Source organism: Amycolatopsis sp. NPDC058340, from assembly GCF_042723975.1.
Lineage (GTDB): Bacteria > Actinomycetota > Actinomycetes > Mycobacteriales > Pseudonocardiaceae > Amycolatopsis.
In genome coordinates, this window is the sequence record NZ_JBHXIB010000007.1 from 168,426 (window position 1) to 186,248 (window position 17,823).

The following is a 17,823-nucleotide window of genomic DNA, read 5'->3' on the forward strand; positions in this document are numbered from 1 at the left end:
GCGGGGGGGGGCGGTTGGTCCCCCGGGGGTGTTTGTTTTGTTTTTTTTCATAAACCCCCAAAAAAACCCCCACCCACCCACGGGACCGAGTGCAATTCCCGCGCTGCAATTTGTCGCCGCGCCCCACAAATAGTTCGGGAGGCCGGGCCCACCCCGACGGACCCGACCTCCCGGGGAAAGCGATCCGGGCGCGAACACCCGACCGCGAAGACTTTTTACCTGCTCGACGGTCTCGTGACGCAGGTCATAAGTCAACGCTGCCGAACGGGTGTTGCTTTTTCCGCGCCGAAAGGCTCTGTGGCACTACGAAGCGTAGGCGCGCAGGCGGTCCGCCCGCTCACCTTGACGCAGCTTCGACATGACCTCTCGCTCGATCTGACGAACGCGCTCACGGGAGAGCCCGAAGTGCTTGCCGATCTGGTCGAGCGTGCGCGGCTGGCCGTCGTCGAGGCCGTAGCGCAAGCGGATCACCTGGGACTCGCGGTCGTCCAGCGTCGCGAGCACGCGGCGCAGGTCGTCCTGGAGCAGACCGGAGATCACGGCGCTCTCGGCGTCGGTCGCCTCGGAGTCCTCGATGAAGTCACCGAGCGGGGCGTCCTCCTCGGTGCCGACCGGCATGTCGAGGCTCACCGGGTCACGCGAGTGGTCGAGCAGATCCGAGATCTTGTGCGCCGGGATACCCGATTCGGCGGCCAGCTCCTCGTGGGTGGCGTCCCGGCCGAGCTGCTGGTGCAGGTCGCGCTTGATGCGGGCCAGCTTGTTCACCTGTTCCACCAGGTGGACCGGCAGCCGGATGGTGCGTCCCTGGTCGGCCATCCCCCTGGTGATGGCCTGGCGGATCCACCAGGTGGCGTACGTCGAGAACTTGAACCCCTTGGAGTAGTCGAACTTCTCCACCGCGCGGATCAGACCCAGGTTCCCCTCCTGGATCAGGTCGAGCAGCGGCATCCCCCGGCCGGTGTAGCGCTTCGCGAGCGAGACCACGAGGCGGAGGTTGGCCTCCAGCAGGTGGTTCTTCGCGATGTGGCCGTCACGCACGAGGGCGGACATCTCCGAACGCCGCTTCGGCGTGAGGCCCTCGGCCGTGTCGAGCATGTGCTGGGCGAACACGCCCGCTTCGATGCGCTTGGCCAGCTCGACCTCGTCGGCGGCGGACAGCAGCGCCGTCTTGCCGATTCCGTTGAGGTACACGCGAACGAGGTCCGCGGCCGGGCTCTGGGCGTCGAGGTCGGCGTCGGTGAGCGCCCCCGTGCTCACCGGCTCCTGGGTGGATTGCGCCGGGATACGGCGCTCGCGAATCCCGCGCGCTTCGCGTTCGAGAGTCTGGACTGACATTCTGCCTCCCCGGTCACGGGCTGAACGTGCTGCGATGTGTCCGCCGGATCCGCCTCGGCGTAGCAGGCCCTGTGGAAAACCCGCTACTCCTCGTCGGCCCAGCTTGGCTGGACACTTGGCTCAACGCCGGGAGGTCCGAAAACGTTCCCGGCTTCTACAGAGGAGACGGGCGGCTGACCTGGGGCGTTGCTCGACCAACCCTGAGCTTTTCCTGAGAATGCCCGTGCCGGGGAGAAGGAAACGTGGTCTAGACCTCTATCAGGAGGGTGAACGGACCGTCGTTCACGCTCCGGACCGCCATCATGGCCCCGAACCGGCCGGTTTCGACCCGGGCGCCGCGTTCGCGCAACGCGTCGACGACGGCCGTCACGAGCGGTTCGGCGACCTCGGGCCGGGCGGCCGCGGTCCAGGAGGGACGGCGGCCTTTGCGGGTGTCGCCGTAAAGAGTGAACTGGCTTACGACGAGCAGGGGAGCGCCGGTGCTGGCGCACGACTCCTCGTCGCGAAGTATGCGAGCTTCGTGCAGTTTGCGCGCCATCGCCGGCACTTTCGACACATCGTCGTCGGCGTGGATTCCCAGCAGCACCAGCAAACCCGGCTCGTCGATGGCGCCGGTCACCTCGTCGCCGACGGTCACGCTCGCTTCCGTGACCCTCGCCACCACCGCCCGCATCAGACGGTGGGCAGCAGCATGCCGTGCCGGACCAGTTCCCGGACGACGGGCAACGCGGCCTCGGCCAGTTCCTCCGGTTCCAGGCCCTGAGCGGCCGCCAGGAGCACGATCAGGTCCTCCAGGGGGAGTGCGCCCCGGCAACCGGCGAGCAGCCGTGTCGCGAGCTCGTCCACTTCGTGCGACCACCCGGGACCGTCGGTGCGGTGCAGCCGCTGGACGGTGGTGGCCCAGCCCTCCTCGCCCGGTTCGGCGACGCTCTCCAGCAGAACGGTTTCCGGGACCCGGAACCGGACATCGAGGAGCGAATCCCCGTTGGTGCGAAGCCATTCCACCCGATCCAGCCAGTTCGCGGCCTCGGCGCCCAGCGGGTCGTCGTAGGCCTGACGCAGGTCTTCGCACACGATCGTCGGGGTCGCGCCGCCGGCCCGGCGAAGGGTGACGAAGCCGAAACCGATGCCCTGTACGTCGTTTTCGGCGAACCAGTCGAGCCACGCGCCCGATTTCGCGCGGCCCTCGGGGGAGCGGGGGTCGATGCCCGCGTCACGCAGCCACGTGCCGACGTAGAGGCCTGGATCGGCGATGTCCCGCTGGACGAACCACGCGTCGGTCTCGGCGGGCAGCCAGCGGGTCACCCGATCGCCCCAATCCTCGCCCTTCACGTGCAGCCAGGACGCCAGGAGCTGGCCGGTGCCGCCGTCGTTGAGGAACCCGGGCAGCTGCCGCACCACGAGCGCGCTGGCGTCGTCACCGGCGAGACCGGAGTCGCGGTAGGTGTAGTCGACCCGCGGCGGGCCTACCACGAACGGCGGATTGCAGACGATCTGGTCGAACCGGCGCCGCGCGACCGGCGCGAACCATTCGCCCCGGACGAGTTCGACGTCCAGCTCGTTGAGCCGGAACGTGGCCGCGGCGAGCGCCAGCGCGCGGGCCGAGACGTCGGTCGCGGTGACCTTCTTCGCGTGCCGGGTGGCGTGCAGCGCCTGGACACCGTTGCCGGTGCCGACGTCGAGCAGGCTGCTGACCTCGCGGCGGCTGGTGGCCCGGATCAGGCTGAGGGAGGCGTGTCCGACACCGAGCACGTGGTCTTCGGGCACGGTCGTGCCCAGGACGTCGGCGTCGAGGTCGGAGACGACCCACCACGAGCCTTCGTCGTCGCCGTGCGGGCGGACATCGAGGCCTGCCCGGTAGCCGTCGGCGACGGGCACGAGCAGGGTGGCGGCGACCGCGTCATCGAGAGACAGTGGCGCGAAAGCGGCCTCGACGTCCTTCTCCGGTTCGGTCGCCCCCAGCAGGAACAGCCGGATCAGCGTGCCGAGTTCACCCGAGTCGCGTGTCGCGCGATAGGCGAGTTCCGGTTCGCCGCGGCCGAGGGCGCCGTGCGCGGAACCGAGGGCGCCGACCACGCCGTCGGTGTCGTACCCCGTCCGGCGGAAGGCGTCCCGCAGCCTCGCGCAAACGTCGTCGGACAGGTCGGGGAGGGCCGCTCGTGTGCTCACGGTGGGTAATACTGCCAGGATTGCGTCGTGAGCCTTGAGAGTGTCCTGGCACCGCTGCAGGCGGCGCTGCCCGGATTGGAAGACCTGTACACCGACCTCCACCGGCATCCGGAGCTGTCGTTCGCCGAAACCCGCACCGCCGCCGAGCTGGCGCGGCGTCTGGAGGCCGACGGCTACGAGGTGCACACCGGAATCGGGCGCACCGGCGTCCTGGGCGTGCTGCGCAACGGGCCCGGCCCGAAGGTGATGCTGCGCGCGGACATCGACGCGCTGCCGGTGGAGGAGAAGACCGGCCTGCCGTACGCGAGCACCGCGCGCGGGGTCGACGCCGACGGCCGCGACGTCCCGGTGATGCACGCCTGCGGTCACGACATGCACGCCACCTGGCTCTCGGGGGCCGCCTCGCTGCTCGCGGCCGGGCGCGGGCACTGGTCGGGCACGCTGATGGTCGTCTTCCAGCCGGGGGAGGAGGCCGGGGACGGCGCGGCAGGCATGGTCCGCGACGGGGTCTTCGAACCCGCCGGCAAACCCGACGTCGTGCTCGGGCAGCATGTCGTGCCCGGTCCGGCGGGCTGGGTGCTGACCAGGCCGGGCGTGATCATGGCGGCGACCGACGCGCTCCGCATCACCCTGCACGGCCGGGGCGGGCACGGCTCGCGCCCCGAGACCACGGTGGATCCCGCCGTGCTCGCCGCGTCCGTGGTGCTCAAGCTGCAGACCATCGTTTCGCGGGAGATCTCGGCGACCGAATCGGCGGTGGTGACCGTGGGGTCGCTGCACGTCGGCACGGCGCACAACATCATCGCCGACCACGCCGTGCTCGAGGTCAACATCCGGTCGTTCGACCAGGCCGTGCGGGAGAAGGTCGTCGCGGCGGTCGAGCGGATCGTCCAGGGCGAGGCGGCCACCGCGGGCGCGCCGAAACCGCCGGAGATCGAGCGGATCGGCGCGTTCCCGGTCACCGAGAACGACGACGCGGCCACGGAGGGGCTCACCGCCGCCTTCCGTGACCATTTCGGCGAGGGCCGGGTGATGCCCGCGCCACTGGTCACCGGCAGTGAGGACTTCAGCGAATTCGGCCGTGCGGCCGGCGTCCCCTCGGTGTTCTGGCTGGTCGGCGGCATGGACGAAGGCGAGGTGATCGCCGCGATGACCGCCGGGCGCTTCGAACAGGACATCCCGTCGAACCATTCGCCGCTCTTCGCGCCGATCCCGCATCCGACGCTTTCGGCGGGTGTGGAGACGCTCGTGGTCGCGGCTCTGCACCGGCTCACCCACCCGGGTGTCGGATGAGCCCGGGGAGTGGGAGCATGGAAGCCGGAGGTGGTGCTGTGAACGCGCCCGCCCACGGTCCCGAACCGAGGGAACCCGCTCCGGTGCTGATCACCGAAGCCGCCCCGTCCTACGAAGACCAGCTGGCCAAGCGGAAGCGGAAGTACATCATCATGATGTCGTTCCGCATCCCGTGTCTCATCCTCGCCGGGATCTTCTACCAGACCTGGTGGCTGGCGCTGGCGCTGATCGCGATCTCGATCCCGCTGCCGTGGGTCGCGGTCCTGATCGCCAACGACCGGCCGCCGCGCAAAAGCGAGAAGGTCAACCGGTACCAGGCCGAACCGACCCGTATCGAAAGCTCCGGTCACCGCGTCATCGACGGCGGCTGACTCGCTTCGCGCCTCGTGAGTGGTAAGGACGGTTCTAACCGTCCTTACCACTCACGAGGGGTGGGACTACGGCTGCGGCCCGACCTTCGAAACCGCGCGGGCCCCCAGCCGCGTCCCGGCCCGAAGCACCTCCACGGTGGACTCGCCGCGCAGCCACGCCGCGAGCACCCCGGCGTCGAAGGCGTCCCCGGCGCCGGTCGAGTCGACGCATTCCGCCGGCTGCGCGGGCACCGAGGTGATGGTGCCGCTCGCGTCGATCCAGCTGGCGCCGTCGAGACCGGCGGTGACCACGACCTCGCCGACGTAGTCGAGCAGTTCCTTCGCCGCTTCGGCATCACTCGACCCGGTCAGCGCGACCAGTTCGCTGGTGTTCGGCATCAGCAGGTCGACGCCGCGCACGTCGTCGAGGAAGGCCGCGGGATCGGTGATCAGCGTCGCCGCCTGCGGGTCGACCGACGTCGTCAGCCCGGCCTTCTTCGCCGCCGCGAGCGACGCGAGCGCCGCGGGCCGTGACGACGGGTACAGCAGGACATAACCCGAGAGGTGCAGGTGGCTCGCCCCGCGCAGCGCGGCCTCGGTGACGTCCTCGGGGCTGAACTTCGCGTTGGCGGCACGGTCGGCGAGCATGCTCCGCTCACCGGCGCCGTCGACCAGCACCACGACGCAGAACGTCGGTTCCTCGGGGTCCACCGCGAACTCGCAGCGGACACCCGCCGCCTCCAGCTCGTTTTTCACCATGCGGCCGCCGGAATCGTCCCCGATCCGGGCGACCAGGGTGGTCTCGGTGCCCTCGGCCCGCAGCCACAGCGCGGTGTTCGCACCCGCGCCGCCGCTGGTGAAGTGGACCTTCGCGCGGATGTCGCCGCCGTGCGGGATGGGGCCTTCGTGCCGCGCGACCACGTCGAGACCGACGTCGCCGACGACGACGATGCCGCTCACGCGGTGGTCCCGGCGAGCGCGACGGCGACCTCGGTGGCCAGTTCCGCGTTGGACAGCACCAGCGCCTCGTTCGCGTCGAGGCTGACGCCCTCGCTGGCGGTGTGGAAGTGCTCCAGCAGCACCGGTGTGACGTCCTTCCCGTGCACGCCACGTGCCTTGAGGAGTTCCAGCCCTTCGGCGAGCAGCCGGTCGTGCAGGTCCCGGTCCATTTCGGACGCTTCCGGGATCGGATTCGCCAGCAGTACACCGGAAGTCGCGTGCGCCCGGTGGGCGGCGATGACCGCGGCCGCCTGCGCGGCGTCGTCGACCCGCCACGGCACCTCGAAACCGGACGAGCGGAGGTAGAACGCCGGGAACTCGCCGGTGCGGAAACCCAGCACCGGCACCGAGTTGGTCTCCAGCACTTCGAGGGTCGCGGCGATGTCGAGGACCGACTTCACCCCCGAGCAGACCACCGTCGTCGGCACCTTCGCGAGCACGCCCAGATCCGCCGAAACGTCCCAGCTCTGTGCCGCGCCCTGGTGCACCCCGCCGAGCCCGCCGGTGGCGAACATGCCGATCCCGGCCGCGGCGGCCAGCGCCGCGGTGCTCGCGACCGTCGTCGCGCCGGAGCGGCCGAGGCCGACGGCCGGGCCGATGTCGCGCAGGGAGAGCTTGTCCAGGTCCGCGCCGGGCGCGCACACGCGTTCCAGCTGCTCGCCGGTGAGGCCGATCAGGGGGACGCCGTCGAGGACGGCGATGGTCGCGGGGACGGCGCCGCCGTCGCGCACGACCTTCTCCAGCCGCCGGGCGACGTCGAGGTTGCGGCCGGGCGGGAGACCGTGGGAGAGGATGGTGCTCTCCAGCGCGACGACGGGGTCACCGCCGGCGAGGGCGGAGGCGACCTCTTCGTGAAGGGACAGTTGCGGAGTCACGAACGAACATCATCGGTGATGTGGGTCCGCGTCACGCCATCGGGTCAGTTCGTTCGAGATGTTCTCGCGCGCCTTGCTCTCCCAGCGTGCCCGCGCGATGTCGCTGCGGTACAGCCGCGGCCGGGCCAGCAGGTTCTCGAGCACGGCCGCCCGCCCCGCCCGCCAGTCCTCGTCGGAGTAGATCGAGTACTCCTCCCGGACACCGTTCGCGTACTGCGCGTAGTCCTCCGGCGCGGCGCCGAGGATGGCGAGGTCGGCGTCCAGCAACGCCGTGGCGAGGAGGTCTTCGTCCGGCGCGGTGTGGTGGACCGTGCTGAGGACCAGCTCGCCGGCCCGCTCGACGTCGGCCTCGGGGACGCCGGCGTTGGTGAGTTCGTCACGCGTCCAGGCCGCGCTCGCCTGTTCGTCCTCGCCGGGGCGGGCGTCGTAGACGACGTCGTGCGTCCACGCCGCGATGGCGACGAGGGCCCGTTCGCGGGCGCCCAGACCGAAGGCGACGGCGAGGGCCCCGCTGTCCCTGGCGACGGCCGTGACGTGCCGGAGATCGTGGTAGCGGCGGTGCGGTTCGGCGTAACGGGTCTGGAGGTCGTCCCACGCGACGGCGGCGATCTGGTGATCGCCACCGAGCCGGGTGATCGCGGTGGGCCAGTCCATCAGTCGAAGATCCCGCGCGACTTGGCCACCTCGTGCAGCCAGCCTTCGAGCTGCGGCTCCCACTTGACCCGGTCCAGCGCCGCGTGGTCGACCTTGAACAGGCCGAGGAACTCCTGGCCGCGGCCGCCGAAGCCACCGCTCTTGGACACGCGCACCCGTTTGGTCACCTCCAGCACGACCTGGGTCTCCGACGGCGAGGACAGGAAGGTCACCGCCACCGAGGTGAAGACGGGCGCGAATCGCGGCGAGGGGGTGAAGCGGATCTCCTGGAAGAACGGGAGCTGCTGGACCGCGCCGTCGACCCGGCCGCGTTCCAGCACGGCCTCGCGGAAGACGAAGCCGATCCGGCTGAAGGCGTCCAAGATCCGTTTCTGCGCGGGCAGCGGCTCGATCGCGGCCCCGTCGACGTCGACCGGGTCGGTCACGGAGTTCGCGATGTCGAGGCTGGTCTGCAAGCCGACGGCCATCCCGTTCAGCGGTTTGCCGAAGACGCTGGAGATCGGCGTCTCCCAGGGCAGGGCCACCTCGAACGGGATGCGGACCTGCTGGCCCGGCGCGATCCGCTCGTTGCCTGCCAGCTGCTGGGTGCCGAATTCGAGGTCCTCGACGCCGGGGCGGCGTTCGTCGGGGACGGTGACCCTGGCGAGCAGCTTCACCGAGAGACCGTTGATCTCTTGATCGACTTCGCCGCCGAGCAGCAGGACCTCGCCGCGCAGCGGGCGGCCGGGGGAGACCGTGCGGTCGAGCAGCCGGGCGTCGATCTTCGCCCCGCCCGAGCCGAACGTCGCGAGCACCTTCTGGAACATGGGCGAGATCCTGCCAGGTCGTCGGTGTGCGCAGGAGGATTTGGGGCATTATGGAGGGGTGAGTACTCAGACCCTTCCGAAGCCGGATACCCGTCCCGAGGGCACCGACGGCACCGACGACGATTCGCCGAAGATGTTCCACTACGTGCGCAAGAACAAGATCGCCGAAAGCGCGGTCATGGGCACGCACGTGGTGGCGCTGTGCGGTGAGGTCTTCCCGGTGACGAAGTCGGCGAAGCCCGGTTCGCCGGTCTGCCCGGACTGCAAGAAGATCTACGACGGTCTCAAGCCGGGCGACTGAGTGTCCGTCCGGTGTCCGAAACCGGACAAAATCTGAAAATCCTTCACATGGCGGCTGCCCGTCCCGGTCTTCGCTGGTAATCAGTACGCGCCAGCGAAAACCCGCCGGGACGGAGCCTTCATGCGTAGAACCGGGATCGTGCTCGCCATCGCCGCGTTGGTCGCGGTGTTCTCACCCGCCGCCGCCCAAGCCGTCACCGGCTGGACCACCGTCGGCTCGGACAACGCCCGCCCGCTCGACGAGGGCCAGGGCCTGGCCACCATCGAACGGCCGTCCGGGACGATCTACCGCTACACCGGGATCGCGACCGTCCCGATGAGCCTGTCGACCCAGGGCTGGAACCACGTCGGCGACCCGGGTTCCGCCCAAGGCTGGTACGTCGAGCCGTACCAGCGTGACGACCGGGGCGCGAAGCTCTTCCGCGTCGAGTCGCCCGACGGGAAGTGGGCGAACTACACGCACGCGCTGGAATCGTGGGAGGCGAACAACAACTCGTTCGCCGCCGTGACGCCCGACGCGCGCTGGATGGTGGCGGGCGAGTGGGGCACGATGGACCGGCTCCTCGTGCACCCGATGCCCGGCGTCGCGCACACGAATCCGTCGGCGAACCTGCCGTACTCGTCCGCGATCCGGCTCGACAAGCCGGTGCGGGACATCCAGGGCTGCGACTTCCTCACCGCGACCAGGCTGCTGTGCGCGTCCGACGATCCCGAAGGCTCGCTCTTCGGGACCACGAAACCGCTGCTGCAGGTGGATCTTTCCGGCGCGCTGTCCGGTTCGGACGTGACCGGGCGGGTGACGTCGCTGGGGCAGCTGCCGCTGAAGAGCACGTGCAGCGGGAACTTCGAGACCGAGGGCATCGACGTCGCCGCCGACGGGACCCTGCGGGTCGTCGTGCTGTCGCCTTCGTGGTGCGTGGCCTTCGACAGCAAGACCTGGCGGTTCCGTAAGGCGTGACTCGCTCGGGCTCGTGAGTGGTAAGGACGGTTAGAACCGTCCTTACCACTCACGAGACCCTAGGCGGTCGGTTCCGGCGCAAGTGTTTCCGACGCGGGTGCCTCCGGCGAGGTCCGGGACCGGCGGGCCGCCTTCTTCGCGCGGCGCTTCTCTTTCCGCGTCTCGACCATCGTGTAGAGCGTCGGCACCAGGATCAGCGTCAGCAGGGTCGAGCTGACGAGCCCGCCGATCACCACGATCGCCAGCGGCTGCCCGATGAACCCGCCCTGCCCGGTCAGCCCGAGCGCCATCGGGATCAGCGCGAAGATGGTCGCGGCCGCGGTCATCAGGATCGGCCGCAGCCGTCGCCGCCCGCCTTCGACGACGGCGTCGGCGACGCTCATCCCCGAAGCCCGGTACTGGTTGATCAGGTCGATCAGCACGATCGCGTTGGTCACCACGATGCCGACGAGCATCAGCATCCCGATCAGCGCGGGCAGGCCCAGTGCGGTCCCGGTGGCCAGCAGCAGCCCGATCGCGCCGGTCGCCGCGAACGGGATCGACACCAGCAGGATCAGCGGCTGGATGAGGCTGCGGAACGTCGCCACCATGATCAGGTACACGATCGCGACCGCGGCCAGCAGCGCGAGGAACAGGTTCCCGAACGCCTCCTGCTGATCCTCGCTGACGCCACCGAGCTTGTACGCCGCCCCGCCGGTGAAGGTCAGTCCGTCCAGTTTGGACTGGATGGCCTTCGTGGTGGCGGCCAGGTCCGCGCCGGTGTTCTTGGCGGTGACCGTGGTGCTCAGCTCGCCCGAGGTGCGGTGCACCGCGGCCGGTCCGTCCACTGTGGACACGGTGGCGACGGAATCCAGCCGCACCACGCCGGTCGCGCTCGGGATCGGCAGCGCCTTGACCGCGTCGACCGACACCGGGGCGGTGCCCGCGCGCAGCACGATGTCCGTGCGCTGACCGTCCACCGGCAGCTGCGTCACCGTGCGGCCGGCGATGGCCTGGTTCGCGATCTGGCCGATCGTGGTCGCCGAAAGCCCGCTCGCGGCCGCCTTGGCGGCGTCGACCTCGACCTGCACGCGCGGCGAGCCCTGCGCGAGGTCACTGGTCACCTCGGTGAGGTCCGGGACGCCCGACAGCGCCTGGCGGACCTGCTCGGCGGCGGGCTTCAGCGCCGCTTCGTCCGGCGCGGTGACGGTGATCGAGATCTGGTCGGAGTTGAACCCGCCCGCTTCCGCGCCGATCTTGACCTCGCCGAGTTCCGGCTTGTCCAGCTTGCCCCGCAGGCGATCCGACAGCGCGTCGAGGTCGGTGTCCTTGGCGACGGTGACCTGGATACTGGTCGCCGTCCCGCCGCCGCCGAAGAAGTTCCCTCCTCCGATGCTGACCTGGTAGGTCTCGACGGCCGGCTCGGCGGCGAGCGCCTGCTCCACCGCGCCCGCGGCCTTCTCCTTGGCCTCGGAACTGGTGCCGGGCGGCAGCTTCTGCGAAAGGCTCAGCGTCGTCGAGCCGGACTGGTCGAGGAAGTTCGTGTTCAGCTGCGAGGCCAGCCCGACCGTGCCGCCGAAGATGATCAGCGCCAGCAGCACGACGGTGACGCGTCGCCGGGTCGCGAACCGGATCACCGGCACGTACCCGCGCTGCAGCAGCCCCCGGCGTTCCTTGTCCTCGGCGGCCTGGCGCGTCAGCTCGGCCTCGCGTTCGTCCGCCGGGGCCTTGGGCGGCTTGAGGAACCAGTACGCCAGCACCGGCACGATCGTCAGCGAGACCAGCAGCGACGCCAGCAGCGCCACGGTGACCGTGATCGCGAACGGCGAGAACAGTTCGCCGACGAACCCGCCCACGAAGGCGATCGGCAGGAACACCGCGACCGTGGTGAGGGTGGACGACGTCACCGCACCCGCGACCTCGCGCACGCCGTCGAGCACCGCGCGCTGTTTCTCCTCGCCGTAGGCCAGATGTCGTTTGATGTTCTCCAGCACCACGATCGAGTCGTCGACCACCCGCCCGATGGCGATGGTGAGCGCGCCGAGGGTGAGCAGGTTCAGCGAGAGATCGCCCGTCCACAACGCCAGCAGCGCCACGACCACCGAAAGCGGGATCGACACCGCCGTGACCAGCGTCGAGCGCACCGACATCAGGAACAGCAGGATCACCACGACCGCGAACGCCAGCCCCAGCAGGCCTTCGGTGGTCAGGCCGCTGATCGCGTCCTTGACCGGGGTGCCCTGGTCGAACACGACGCTCATCTCGGCGCCGATCTTCTTCGACAGCTCCGGCAGCTTGTCCCGCACCGCCTCCGAGATCGCGACCGCGTTCCCGTTCTCCACCATGGTGATCGAGAGCCCGAGGCTCGGCTTGCCGTTGGTGCGGGTGATCGACGTCGGCGGCGCGAAGCCGGCCTGGACGTCCGCGACGTCACCGAGCCTCACGGGCTTGGCCGCCGGCGTGCCAGGGCGGGAAGCCGGTGTCAGGTAAAGGTTCTTGATCGTGTCCACTGTGGTCGGTCCGCCGCCGACCTGGACGGTGAGCGTCTTGCCGCCTTCGGTGAGCGTCCCGGCCGGGACGGCGGCACCGGCGGTCTGCAGCGTGGTGGCGATCGACGACGGGTCGACCCCCGCGGCCGCCAGCTTCGCGTAGTCCAGCGCGATGGTGACCCGCGGCTGCCGCGCGCCGGTCACCTCGACCTCGCGGACGCCGTCGATCTTGCGCAGCTCCGGCGCGACCTCCCCGGTCAGCGCGGGCGCGAGCGCCTGCGGGTCACCCGTGGTCCCGGCGGCGAGCAGCACGACCGGGAGATCGTCGGTGGACCCCGCCGAAACCGTCGGCTCGCTGTTCTGCGGCAGCCGTGCCTTGAGCCCGTCGATGACGCGCTGGATCTGCCCGACGGCCGCGTCGATGTCCGTGCCGAACTCGAACTGCGCGGTGATCCGCGACAGCCCCTCCGACGACGTCGAGCTCAGTTCTTCGAGCCCCTTCAGGCCCTGCAAACCGCCTTCGAGCGGCTCGGTGACCTGACGGTCGACCGCGTCCGGCGACGCGCCCGCGTACGGCGTGATGACCTGCGCCTGCGGGAACTGCAGTGACGGGAACAGCTGCTGCTTCAGCTGCGGCAGGGCGAAGGCGCCGAAACCGATCACCACCAGGGCGAGCAGCCCGATGAGACTTCGGTTGCGCAGGCTCAGTCTGGCCAGCGTGGACATGACGGGATCCCCCAGGAAGACAACTCGGGTACGTGCGGATTAGCGCGAGCTTTTCACGGGAGGGGGTGGAGTGGATTCACACCACGGGTGGAATCGGAGTACGACTTCGGGATGAGGTCCGGCTCAACTTCGCCGTTCGGTCACCTGATCGGTTTCGCTCTGCGTCTCTTCGTTCACCGATTGTTCGGAAGCGTGTTCGGCGTCACCATCGGGAGAATCGCCGTTCTGGCGGGGACGGCGGAGCGGAACGGTCGTCCGTTCCCACAGTTTGCGGCCCTCTTCGGCACGGATCCGTTCGCTGGCGCGTTCCATTTCCAGCCGCCGCCATTTCCGGCGCTGGCGTTTCGTCGCCTTGGCTGGCCACAGTTCCTGGATCGCGCTGTTGAAGTACGCGCCGCCGACCACCGCGAGCCCGATGAAGAACATCAGCAACAGGAACGCGATCGGCGCGGCGAGCGCGCCGTAGGTGTAACCGGTCTTCGTGATCCAGTTCAGGTAGATCCGCAGCCCGATACTGGAGAGCAGGAACACGACCATGGCGAGCATCGCGCCCGGCAGGCCGCGGTGCCACGGCAGCCTGCGCGGCAGGGCCAGCTTGTACAGCGTCGTCAGCGCCAGCACGATCATCACGGCCAGCACCGGGTAGTACAGCGTGCCGACCCAGTACGACACCGTGCCGCGCCAGTCGGTGGGGAAGAACTGGGGGAGCAGGTCCGGCCCGATCGCCAGCAGCGGCAGCCCGACCACCAGGATGACCAGCCCGGCCAGGTACAGCAGCAGCGCGAAGATGCGCTGCCAGACGTCGTTGCGGACGCCGTACTGGTCGTGCGCCACGGTGATGGCGTCGACGAACGACGACATCGCCGACGAGCCCGCCCACAGCGAGATCAGGAAGCCGACGGAGACGATCTCGCCCTTGCCGACGGTGAGGATGCTGTTGACCGTCGGTTCGATGATGTCGTGGACGGCGTTGTCGCTGAAGATCGTCTTGCTGAAGGTGATGATCCGGTCGTGGACCGCGGTCACGACCTCCTGGCCGAACCAGTCGCCGACGAAGCCGAGGCAACCGAGGAGCCCCAGCAGCAGCGGAGGCAGCGAGAGCGTCTGCCAGAACGCGGCTTCGGCGGCCTCGGAGAAGATGTTGCCGTCCCACGCCTTGCTGAGCGTGCGGCTGAGCAGGCGCAACGGCCCCCTGCGGCCCTTCGCGACCTCGGCGGCCGTGTCGGGACGGCCGTTCTCCTCGCTCATGCAGCTCCTCCGCCGGCGCCGAGCGCCCTTGACGGTGTCCAGCATGGTCCATGCCGCGCCATTCGGCTCGCCACCCCTGGGTTTTCGGGTGAGTAAACCGACAACGGGGGTGGCGCTTCCGGCGTTCCACGGGGCTCCGAGGTAGGCTCTCCGGAGTGCCCTCACCTCAGGCGCCGGCGTCGCCGCCGGATACCCAAGTGGGGGTTTTCGCTTGTGTCAGGGTGGATGACCAGGCGTTTCGGGTGAGGGAGGAGGGGAACCTGCATGTCGGAAACCGTTGAACGCGATCGAGGCGAGCTGGGCGCGCCTCCCGCGGCGAAGGACAGCACGGCCCGCCCGCTGCGGGCCTGGCAGCGGCGAGCGCTGACGAAGTACCTCACGAAGAAACCGCAGGACTTCCTGGCCGTGGCGACGCCGGGCGCGGGCAAGACGGTGTTCGGTCTCCGGATCGCCGCCGAGCTGCTGAGCGACCGGACCGTCGAGCGGATCACCATCGTCGCGCCGACCGAGCACCTCAAGCACCAGTGGGCCGCCTCGGCCGCGGCCGCCGGGATCGCGATCGACTCGAACTTCCGCAACGGCACCGGGGTCACCTCGCGTGACTACCAGGGTGTCGCGCTCACCTACGCGCAGGTCGCCGCGCATCCGACGCTGCACCGCGTGCGCACCGAGAACCGCAAGACCCTGGTCATCCTGGACGAGATCCACCACGGCGGTGACGCGAAATCGTGGGGCGACGCGATCCGGGAGGCGTTCACCCCCGCCGTTCGCCGTCTCGCGCTCACCGGGACGCCGTTCCGCAGCGACGACTCGCCGATCCCGTTCGTCACCTACGAGGCCGACGGCTCGGGTTTCCAGCGCAGCAAGGCCGACCACGCCTACGGCTACGCCGACGCGCTCGCCGACGGCGTGGTCCGGCCGGTCGTCTTCCTCGCCTACTCCGGTGAGGCCTCCTGGCGCACCAGCGCGGGGGAGGAGTTCACCGCGCGGCTCGGCGAGCCGCTGACCGCCGAGCAGAACGCGCGGGCCTGGCGCACGGCGCTCGACCCGGCCGGCGAGTGGATCCCGTCGGTGCTGCAGGCCGCGGACACGCGTCTCGCGCAGCTTCGCGCCAACGGCATCCCGGACGCCGGCGGTCTGGTGATCGCCACCGACCAGGACTCCGCGCGCGCCTACGCCAAGATCCTGCAGCGCATCTCCGGCCAGAACCCGACGGTCGTCCTCTCCGACGACCCCAAGGCGTCCGGGCGGATCAAGGAGTTCTCCGATTCGACCGACCGCTGGCTGGTCGCGGTCCGGATGGTGTCCGAAGGCGTCGACGTCCCGCGTCTGGCCGTCGGTGTCTACGCCACGAGCGCGTCGACGCCGCTGTTCTTCGCGCAGGCCATCGGCCGGTACGTGCGTTCGCGCAAGCCCGGCGAGACGGCTTCGGTCTTCCTGCCGAGCGTGCCGGTGCTGCTGGAGCTGGCCAGCGAGCTGGAGGCGCAGCGCGACCACGTCCTCGGCAAGCCGCACCGCGAGAAGGAGGGCTGGGACGACGAACTCCTGGCCCAGGCCAACCGCACCGAGGACGAGCCGGGCGAGGAGGAGAAGGCGTTCACCTCGCTGGGCGCCTCCGCCGAGCTCGACCAGGTCATCTACGACGGCAACTCCTTCGGCACCGCGGTGTTCTCCGGTTCCGACGAGGAGCAGGAGTACCTCGGCCTCCCCGGTCTGCTGGAGCCGGACCAGGTCCGCGCCCTGCTGCGGAAGCGGCAGGAGGAGCAGCTCTCCGACGAGAAGCGGCGCAAGCCCAAGGCCGAGGAAGCGGCGCCGGTCGCGCGGCCGCAGTCGGTCAGCGAGCGGCTCGGCAGCCTGCGCAAGGAGCTGAACGCGCTGGTGGGCGTGCACCACCACCGGACGAAGAAGCCGCACGGCGCGATCCACAACGAACTGCGCCGGGTCTGCGGCGGGCCGCCGACCGCGATGGCTTCGGTGGAGCAGCTCGAAGAGCGGATCGTCACCCTGCGTTCTTGGTGACCGCCCGGTCGCAAACGCCATGAGCGGTCCGTCCTTTGCGTGCACGGACGACACGCGTGATCAGACGGACGCCACGCGTGTTCAGACGGACGCCACGCGGCGGAACCCGGCCGAACACCGTGTCGTCCGTCCAATCACGCGAGTCGTCCCTTGGATCACGCGTGTCGTCCGCCCAGTCACGCGAAACCGCCGGTTCGTCGAGGGCTTCGACACCGCGATCAACTGCGCCGATCACGCTGAGTGAGTGGTGGCGGTCACACCGTCAGCGCACCTAGACTTCGTACGCCTTGCTACGGCCACGTTGCCAAACCGTGTCCATTTGACGAGGCTTAATCGATTCAGCCGTCTTCCGCGAAACCCGATCGGCGGCATATGTTGTCGCCCACAACATATGCGCGATGGTGCGACCGGTCCTCGAGGATCGCCGCCCGCGAGCAAGATCCGGAAGGAACGAGGATGCGCAGCAGAACCCTTACCCTCCTCGCCGCGACGGTGGGCGCCGGCCTGGTGCTCTCCGCCTGTGGCGCCAACACCGCCGACTCGGGCAGCGGCAACTCCTCGCAGTCCGCCCCCGCCCCGGGCGGTGCCGCCGCCGGTGGCAAGGTCGGCGTCATCCTGCCGGAGACCGCCACCTCCGCGCGCTGGGAGTCCTTCGACAAGCCGTTCCTGACCAAGGCGCTCAAGGACGCGGGCTTCGACGCCGACGTCCAGAACGCACAGGGCGACGTCCAGAAGTTCACCACGCTGGCCGACGGCATGATCGCGCAGAACGTCAAGGTCCTGATCATCGCCGCCATCAACGGCGAGGTCGGCGCGGCGGTCGCCCGCAAGGCGCAGGCCGCGGGCATCCCGACGATCGACTACGACCGCCTCAACCTCGGCGGCAGCTCCGACTACTACGTCTCGTTCGACAACGAGAAGGTCGGCCAGCTGCAGGGCCAGGGGCTCGCCGACGCGCTGAAGGACAAGAAGGGCGCCGAGGTCGTCATGATCGAGGGCGCCCCGACCGACAACAACGCGACGCTGTTCGCCAACGGCCAGAAGTCCGTGCTGCAGCCCAAGTTCGCCAGCGGTGACCTGAAGCTCGTGCGCGAGCAGGCCATCGACAACTGGGACAACCAGAAGGGCGGCCAGACCTTCGAGCAGATCCTGACCGACAACAAGGGCAAGGTCGACGGCGTCGTCGCCGCGAACGACGGTCTCGCCGGCGCGGTCATCACGGTGCTGAAGAAGAACGGCCTCAACGGCAAGGTCCCGGTCACCGGCCAGGACGCCACCGCGGACGGCCTCATGGCCATCCTGCGCGGCGACCAGTACATGACCGTTTTCAAGCCCATCAAGGAAGAGGCCGAGGCAGCGGCGAAGCTGGCCGTCCTGCTGGCCAAGGGCGACAAGGCGGGCGCCGACGCGCTGGCCACCGGCAAGGCGAAGGACCCGAAGGGCAACCGCGAGGTCAAGTCCGTGCTCCTCGAGCCGAAGCTGACCACCAAGGACGGCGTCAAGGAGGTCGTGACGCAGGGCTACGTCAAGGCGGCCGAGATCTGCGGCGGCGACCTGGCCGCGGCGTGCACGCAGCTCGGTATCTCCTGACCGTTCCAATCCAGACGACCGGGCCGGTGCGTG

General features: G+C 69.7%; 15 protein-coding genes. 6 read left to right on the forward strand and 9 right to left on the reverse strand.

Translation table 11 applies throughout. From position 1 onward, the window contains the following. Window positions 1-303: 303 nt before the first annotated feature. The 3 genes from ACFWIW_RS12185 to ACFWIW_RS12195 all read right to left on the reverse strand — a co-directional run bounded on the left by ACFWIW_RS12185 (window position 304) and on the right by ACFWIW_RS12195 (window position 3,504). Window positions 304-1,335: a sigma-70 family RNA polymerase sigma factor gene (locus ACFWIW_RS12185; protein WP_126731471.1), complete on the reverse strand. Its 1,032-nt coding sequence runs from the start codon at window positions 1,333-1,335 to the stop codon at window positions 304-306. Between the two features lie 247 nt (window positions 1,336-1,582). Continuing rightward, window positions 1,583-2,008, reverse strand: coding sequence for a D-aminoacyl-tRNA deacylase (gene dtd, locus ACFWIW_RS12190; protein ID WP_378368478.1), 426 nt, complete (start codon window positions 2,006-2,008; stop codon window positions 1,583-1,585). Continuing rightward, window positions 2,008-3,504: a methyltransferase gene (locus tag ACFWIW_RS12195; protein ID WP_378368479.1), complete on the reverse strand. Its 1,497-nt coding sequence runs from the start codon at window positions 3,502-3,504 to the stop codon at window positions 2,008-2,010. The genes dtd and ACFWIW_RS12195 overlap by 1 nt, the downstream gene beginning before the upstream one ends. Window positions 3,505-3,531: 27 nt before the next feature. Between ACFWIW_RS12195 and ACFWIW_RS12200 the strand changes: the two genes are divergently transcribed. After that, window positions 3,532-4,797, forward strand: a complete 1,266-nt coding sequence (locus tag ACFWIW_RS12200) for an amidohydrolase (protein ID WP_378368480.1) — start codon at window positions 3,532-3,534, stop codon at window positions 4,795-4,797. A gap of 17 nt (window positions 4,798-4,814) precedes the next feature. Continuing rightward, window positions 4,815-5,168 (forward strand): DUF3099 domain-containing protein, encoded by a 354-nt coding sequence (locus ACFWIW_RS12205; RefSeq protein WP_043848012.1) that lies wholly within the window; start codon window positions 4,815-4,817, stop codon window positions 5,166-5,168. A gap of 66 nt (window positions 5,169-5,234) precedes the next feature. On the opposite strand, the gene ACFWIW_RS12210 is transcribed toward ACFWIW_RS12205, so the two are convergent. Genes ACFWIW_RS12210 through ACFWIW_RS12225 form a run of 4 tightly spaced genes read right to left on the reverse strand, consistent with a single transcriptional unit; the run spans window position 5,235 to window position 8,481 of the window. Beyond that, window positions 5,235-6,107 (reverse strand): carbohydrate kinase family protein, encoded by an 873-nt coding sequence (locus ACFWIW_RS12210; protein WP_378368481.1) that lies wholly within the window; start codon window positions 6,105-6,107, stop codon window positions 5,235-5,237. Further along, the gene (locus tag ACFWIW_RS12215; RefSeq protein ID WP_378368482.1) at window positions 6,104-7,021 is read right to left on the reverse strand and encodes a pseudouridine-5'-phosphate glycosidase; all 918 of its coding nucleotides are present in this window, start codon (window positions 7,019-7,021) and stop codon (window positions 6,104-6,106) included. The genes ACFWIW_RS12210 and ACFWIW_RS12215 overlap by 4 nt, the downstream gene beginning before the upstream one ends. A gap of 9 nt (window positions 7,022-7,030) precedes the next feature. Next, the gene (locus ACFWIW_RS12220; protein WP_378368483.1) at window positions 7,031-7,675 is read right to left on the reverse strand and encodes a hypothetical protein; all 645 of its coding nucleotides are present in this window, start codon (window positions 7,673-7,675) and stop codon (window positions 7,031-7,033) included. Further along, entirely contained in the window at window positions 7,675-8,481 is an 807-nt protein-coding gene (locus ACFWIW_RS12225; protein WP_378368484.1) for a sporulation protein, read from the reverse strand. Before ACFWIW_RS12225 ends, ACFWIW_RS12220 begins: the two co-directional genes overlap by 1 nt. Window positions 8,482-8,539: 58 nt before the next feature. On the opposite strand from ACFWIW_RS12225, the gene ACFWIW_RS12230 reads away from it, so the two are divergent. Together ACFWIW_RS12230 and ACFWIW_RS12235 are read left to right on the forward strand one after the other, a co-directional pair. Next, window positions 8,540-8,782: a DUF3039 domain-containing protein gene (locus tag ACFWIW_RS12230; RefSeq protein ID WP_007033595.1), complete on the forward strand. Its 243-nt coding sequence runs from the start codon at window positions 8,540-8,542 to the stop codon at window positions 8,780-8,782. A 120-nt stretch (window positions 8,783-8,902) separates the two neighbouring features. Further along, the gene (locus ACFWIW_RS12235; protein ID WP_378368485.1) at window positions 8,903-9,739 is read left to right on the forward strand and encodes a hypothetical protein; all 837 of its coding nucleotides are present in this window, start codon (window positions 8,903-8,905) and stop codon (window positions 9,737-9,739) included. 59 nt (window positions 9,740-9,798) lie between these two features. On the opposite strand, the gene ACFWIW_RS12240 is transcribed toward ACFWIW_RS12235, so the two are convergent. Continuing rightward, window positions 9,799-12,933: an efflux RND transporter permease subunit gene (locus ACFWIW_RS12240; RefSeq protein WP_378368486.1), complete on the reverse strand. Its 3,135-nt coding sequence runs from the start codon at window positions 12,931-12,933 to the stop codon at window positions 9,799-9,801. A gap of 123 nt (window positions 12,934-13,056) precedes the next feature. After that, on the reverse strand, window positions 13,057-14,181 hold the full coding sequence (locus ACFWIW_RS12245) for a YihY/virulence factor BrkB family protein (protein ID WP_378368487.1): 1,125 nt from the start codon (window positions 14,179-14,181) through the stop codon (window positions 13,057-13,059). A 264-nt stretch (window positions 14,182-14,445) separates the two neighbouring features. Here ACFWIW_RS12245 and ACFWIW_RS12250 point away from each other — a divergent pair, with 264 nt between their 5' ends. Further along, window positions 14,446-16,200: a DEAD/DEAH box helicase gene (locus ACFWIW_RS12250; RefSeq protein ID WP_378368488.1), complete on the forward strand. Its 1,755-nt coding sequence runs from the start codon at window positions 14,446-14,448 to the stop codon at window positions 16,198-16,200. A gap of 456 nt (window positions 16,201-16,656) precedes the next feature. Further along, window positions 16,657-17,790: a sugar ABC transporter substrate-binding protein gene (locus ACFWIW_RS12255; protein ID WP_063274526.1), complete on the forward strand. Its 1,134-nt coding sequence runs from the start codon at window positions 16,657-16,659 to the stop codon at window positions 17,788-17,790. Window positions 17,791-17,823 lie beyond the last annotated feature (33 nt).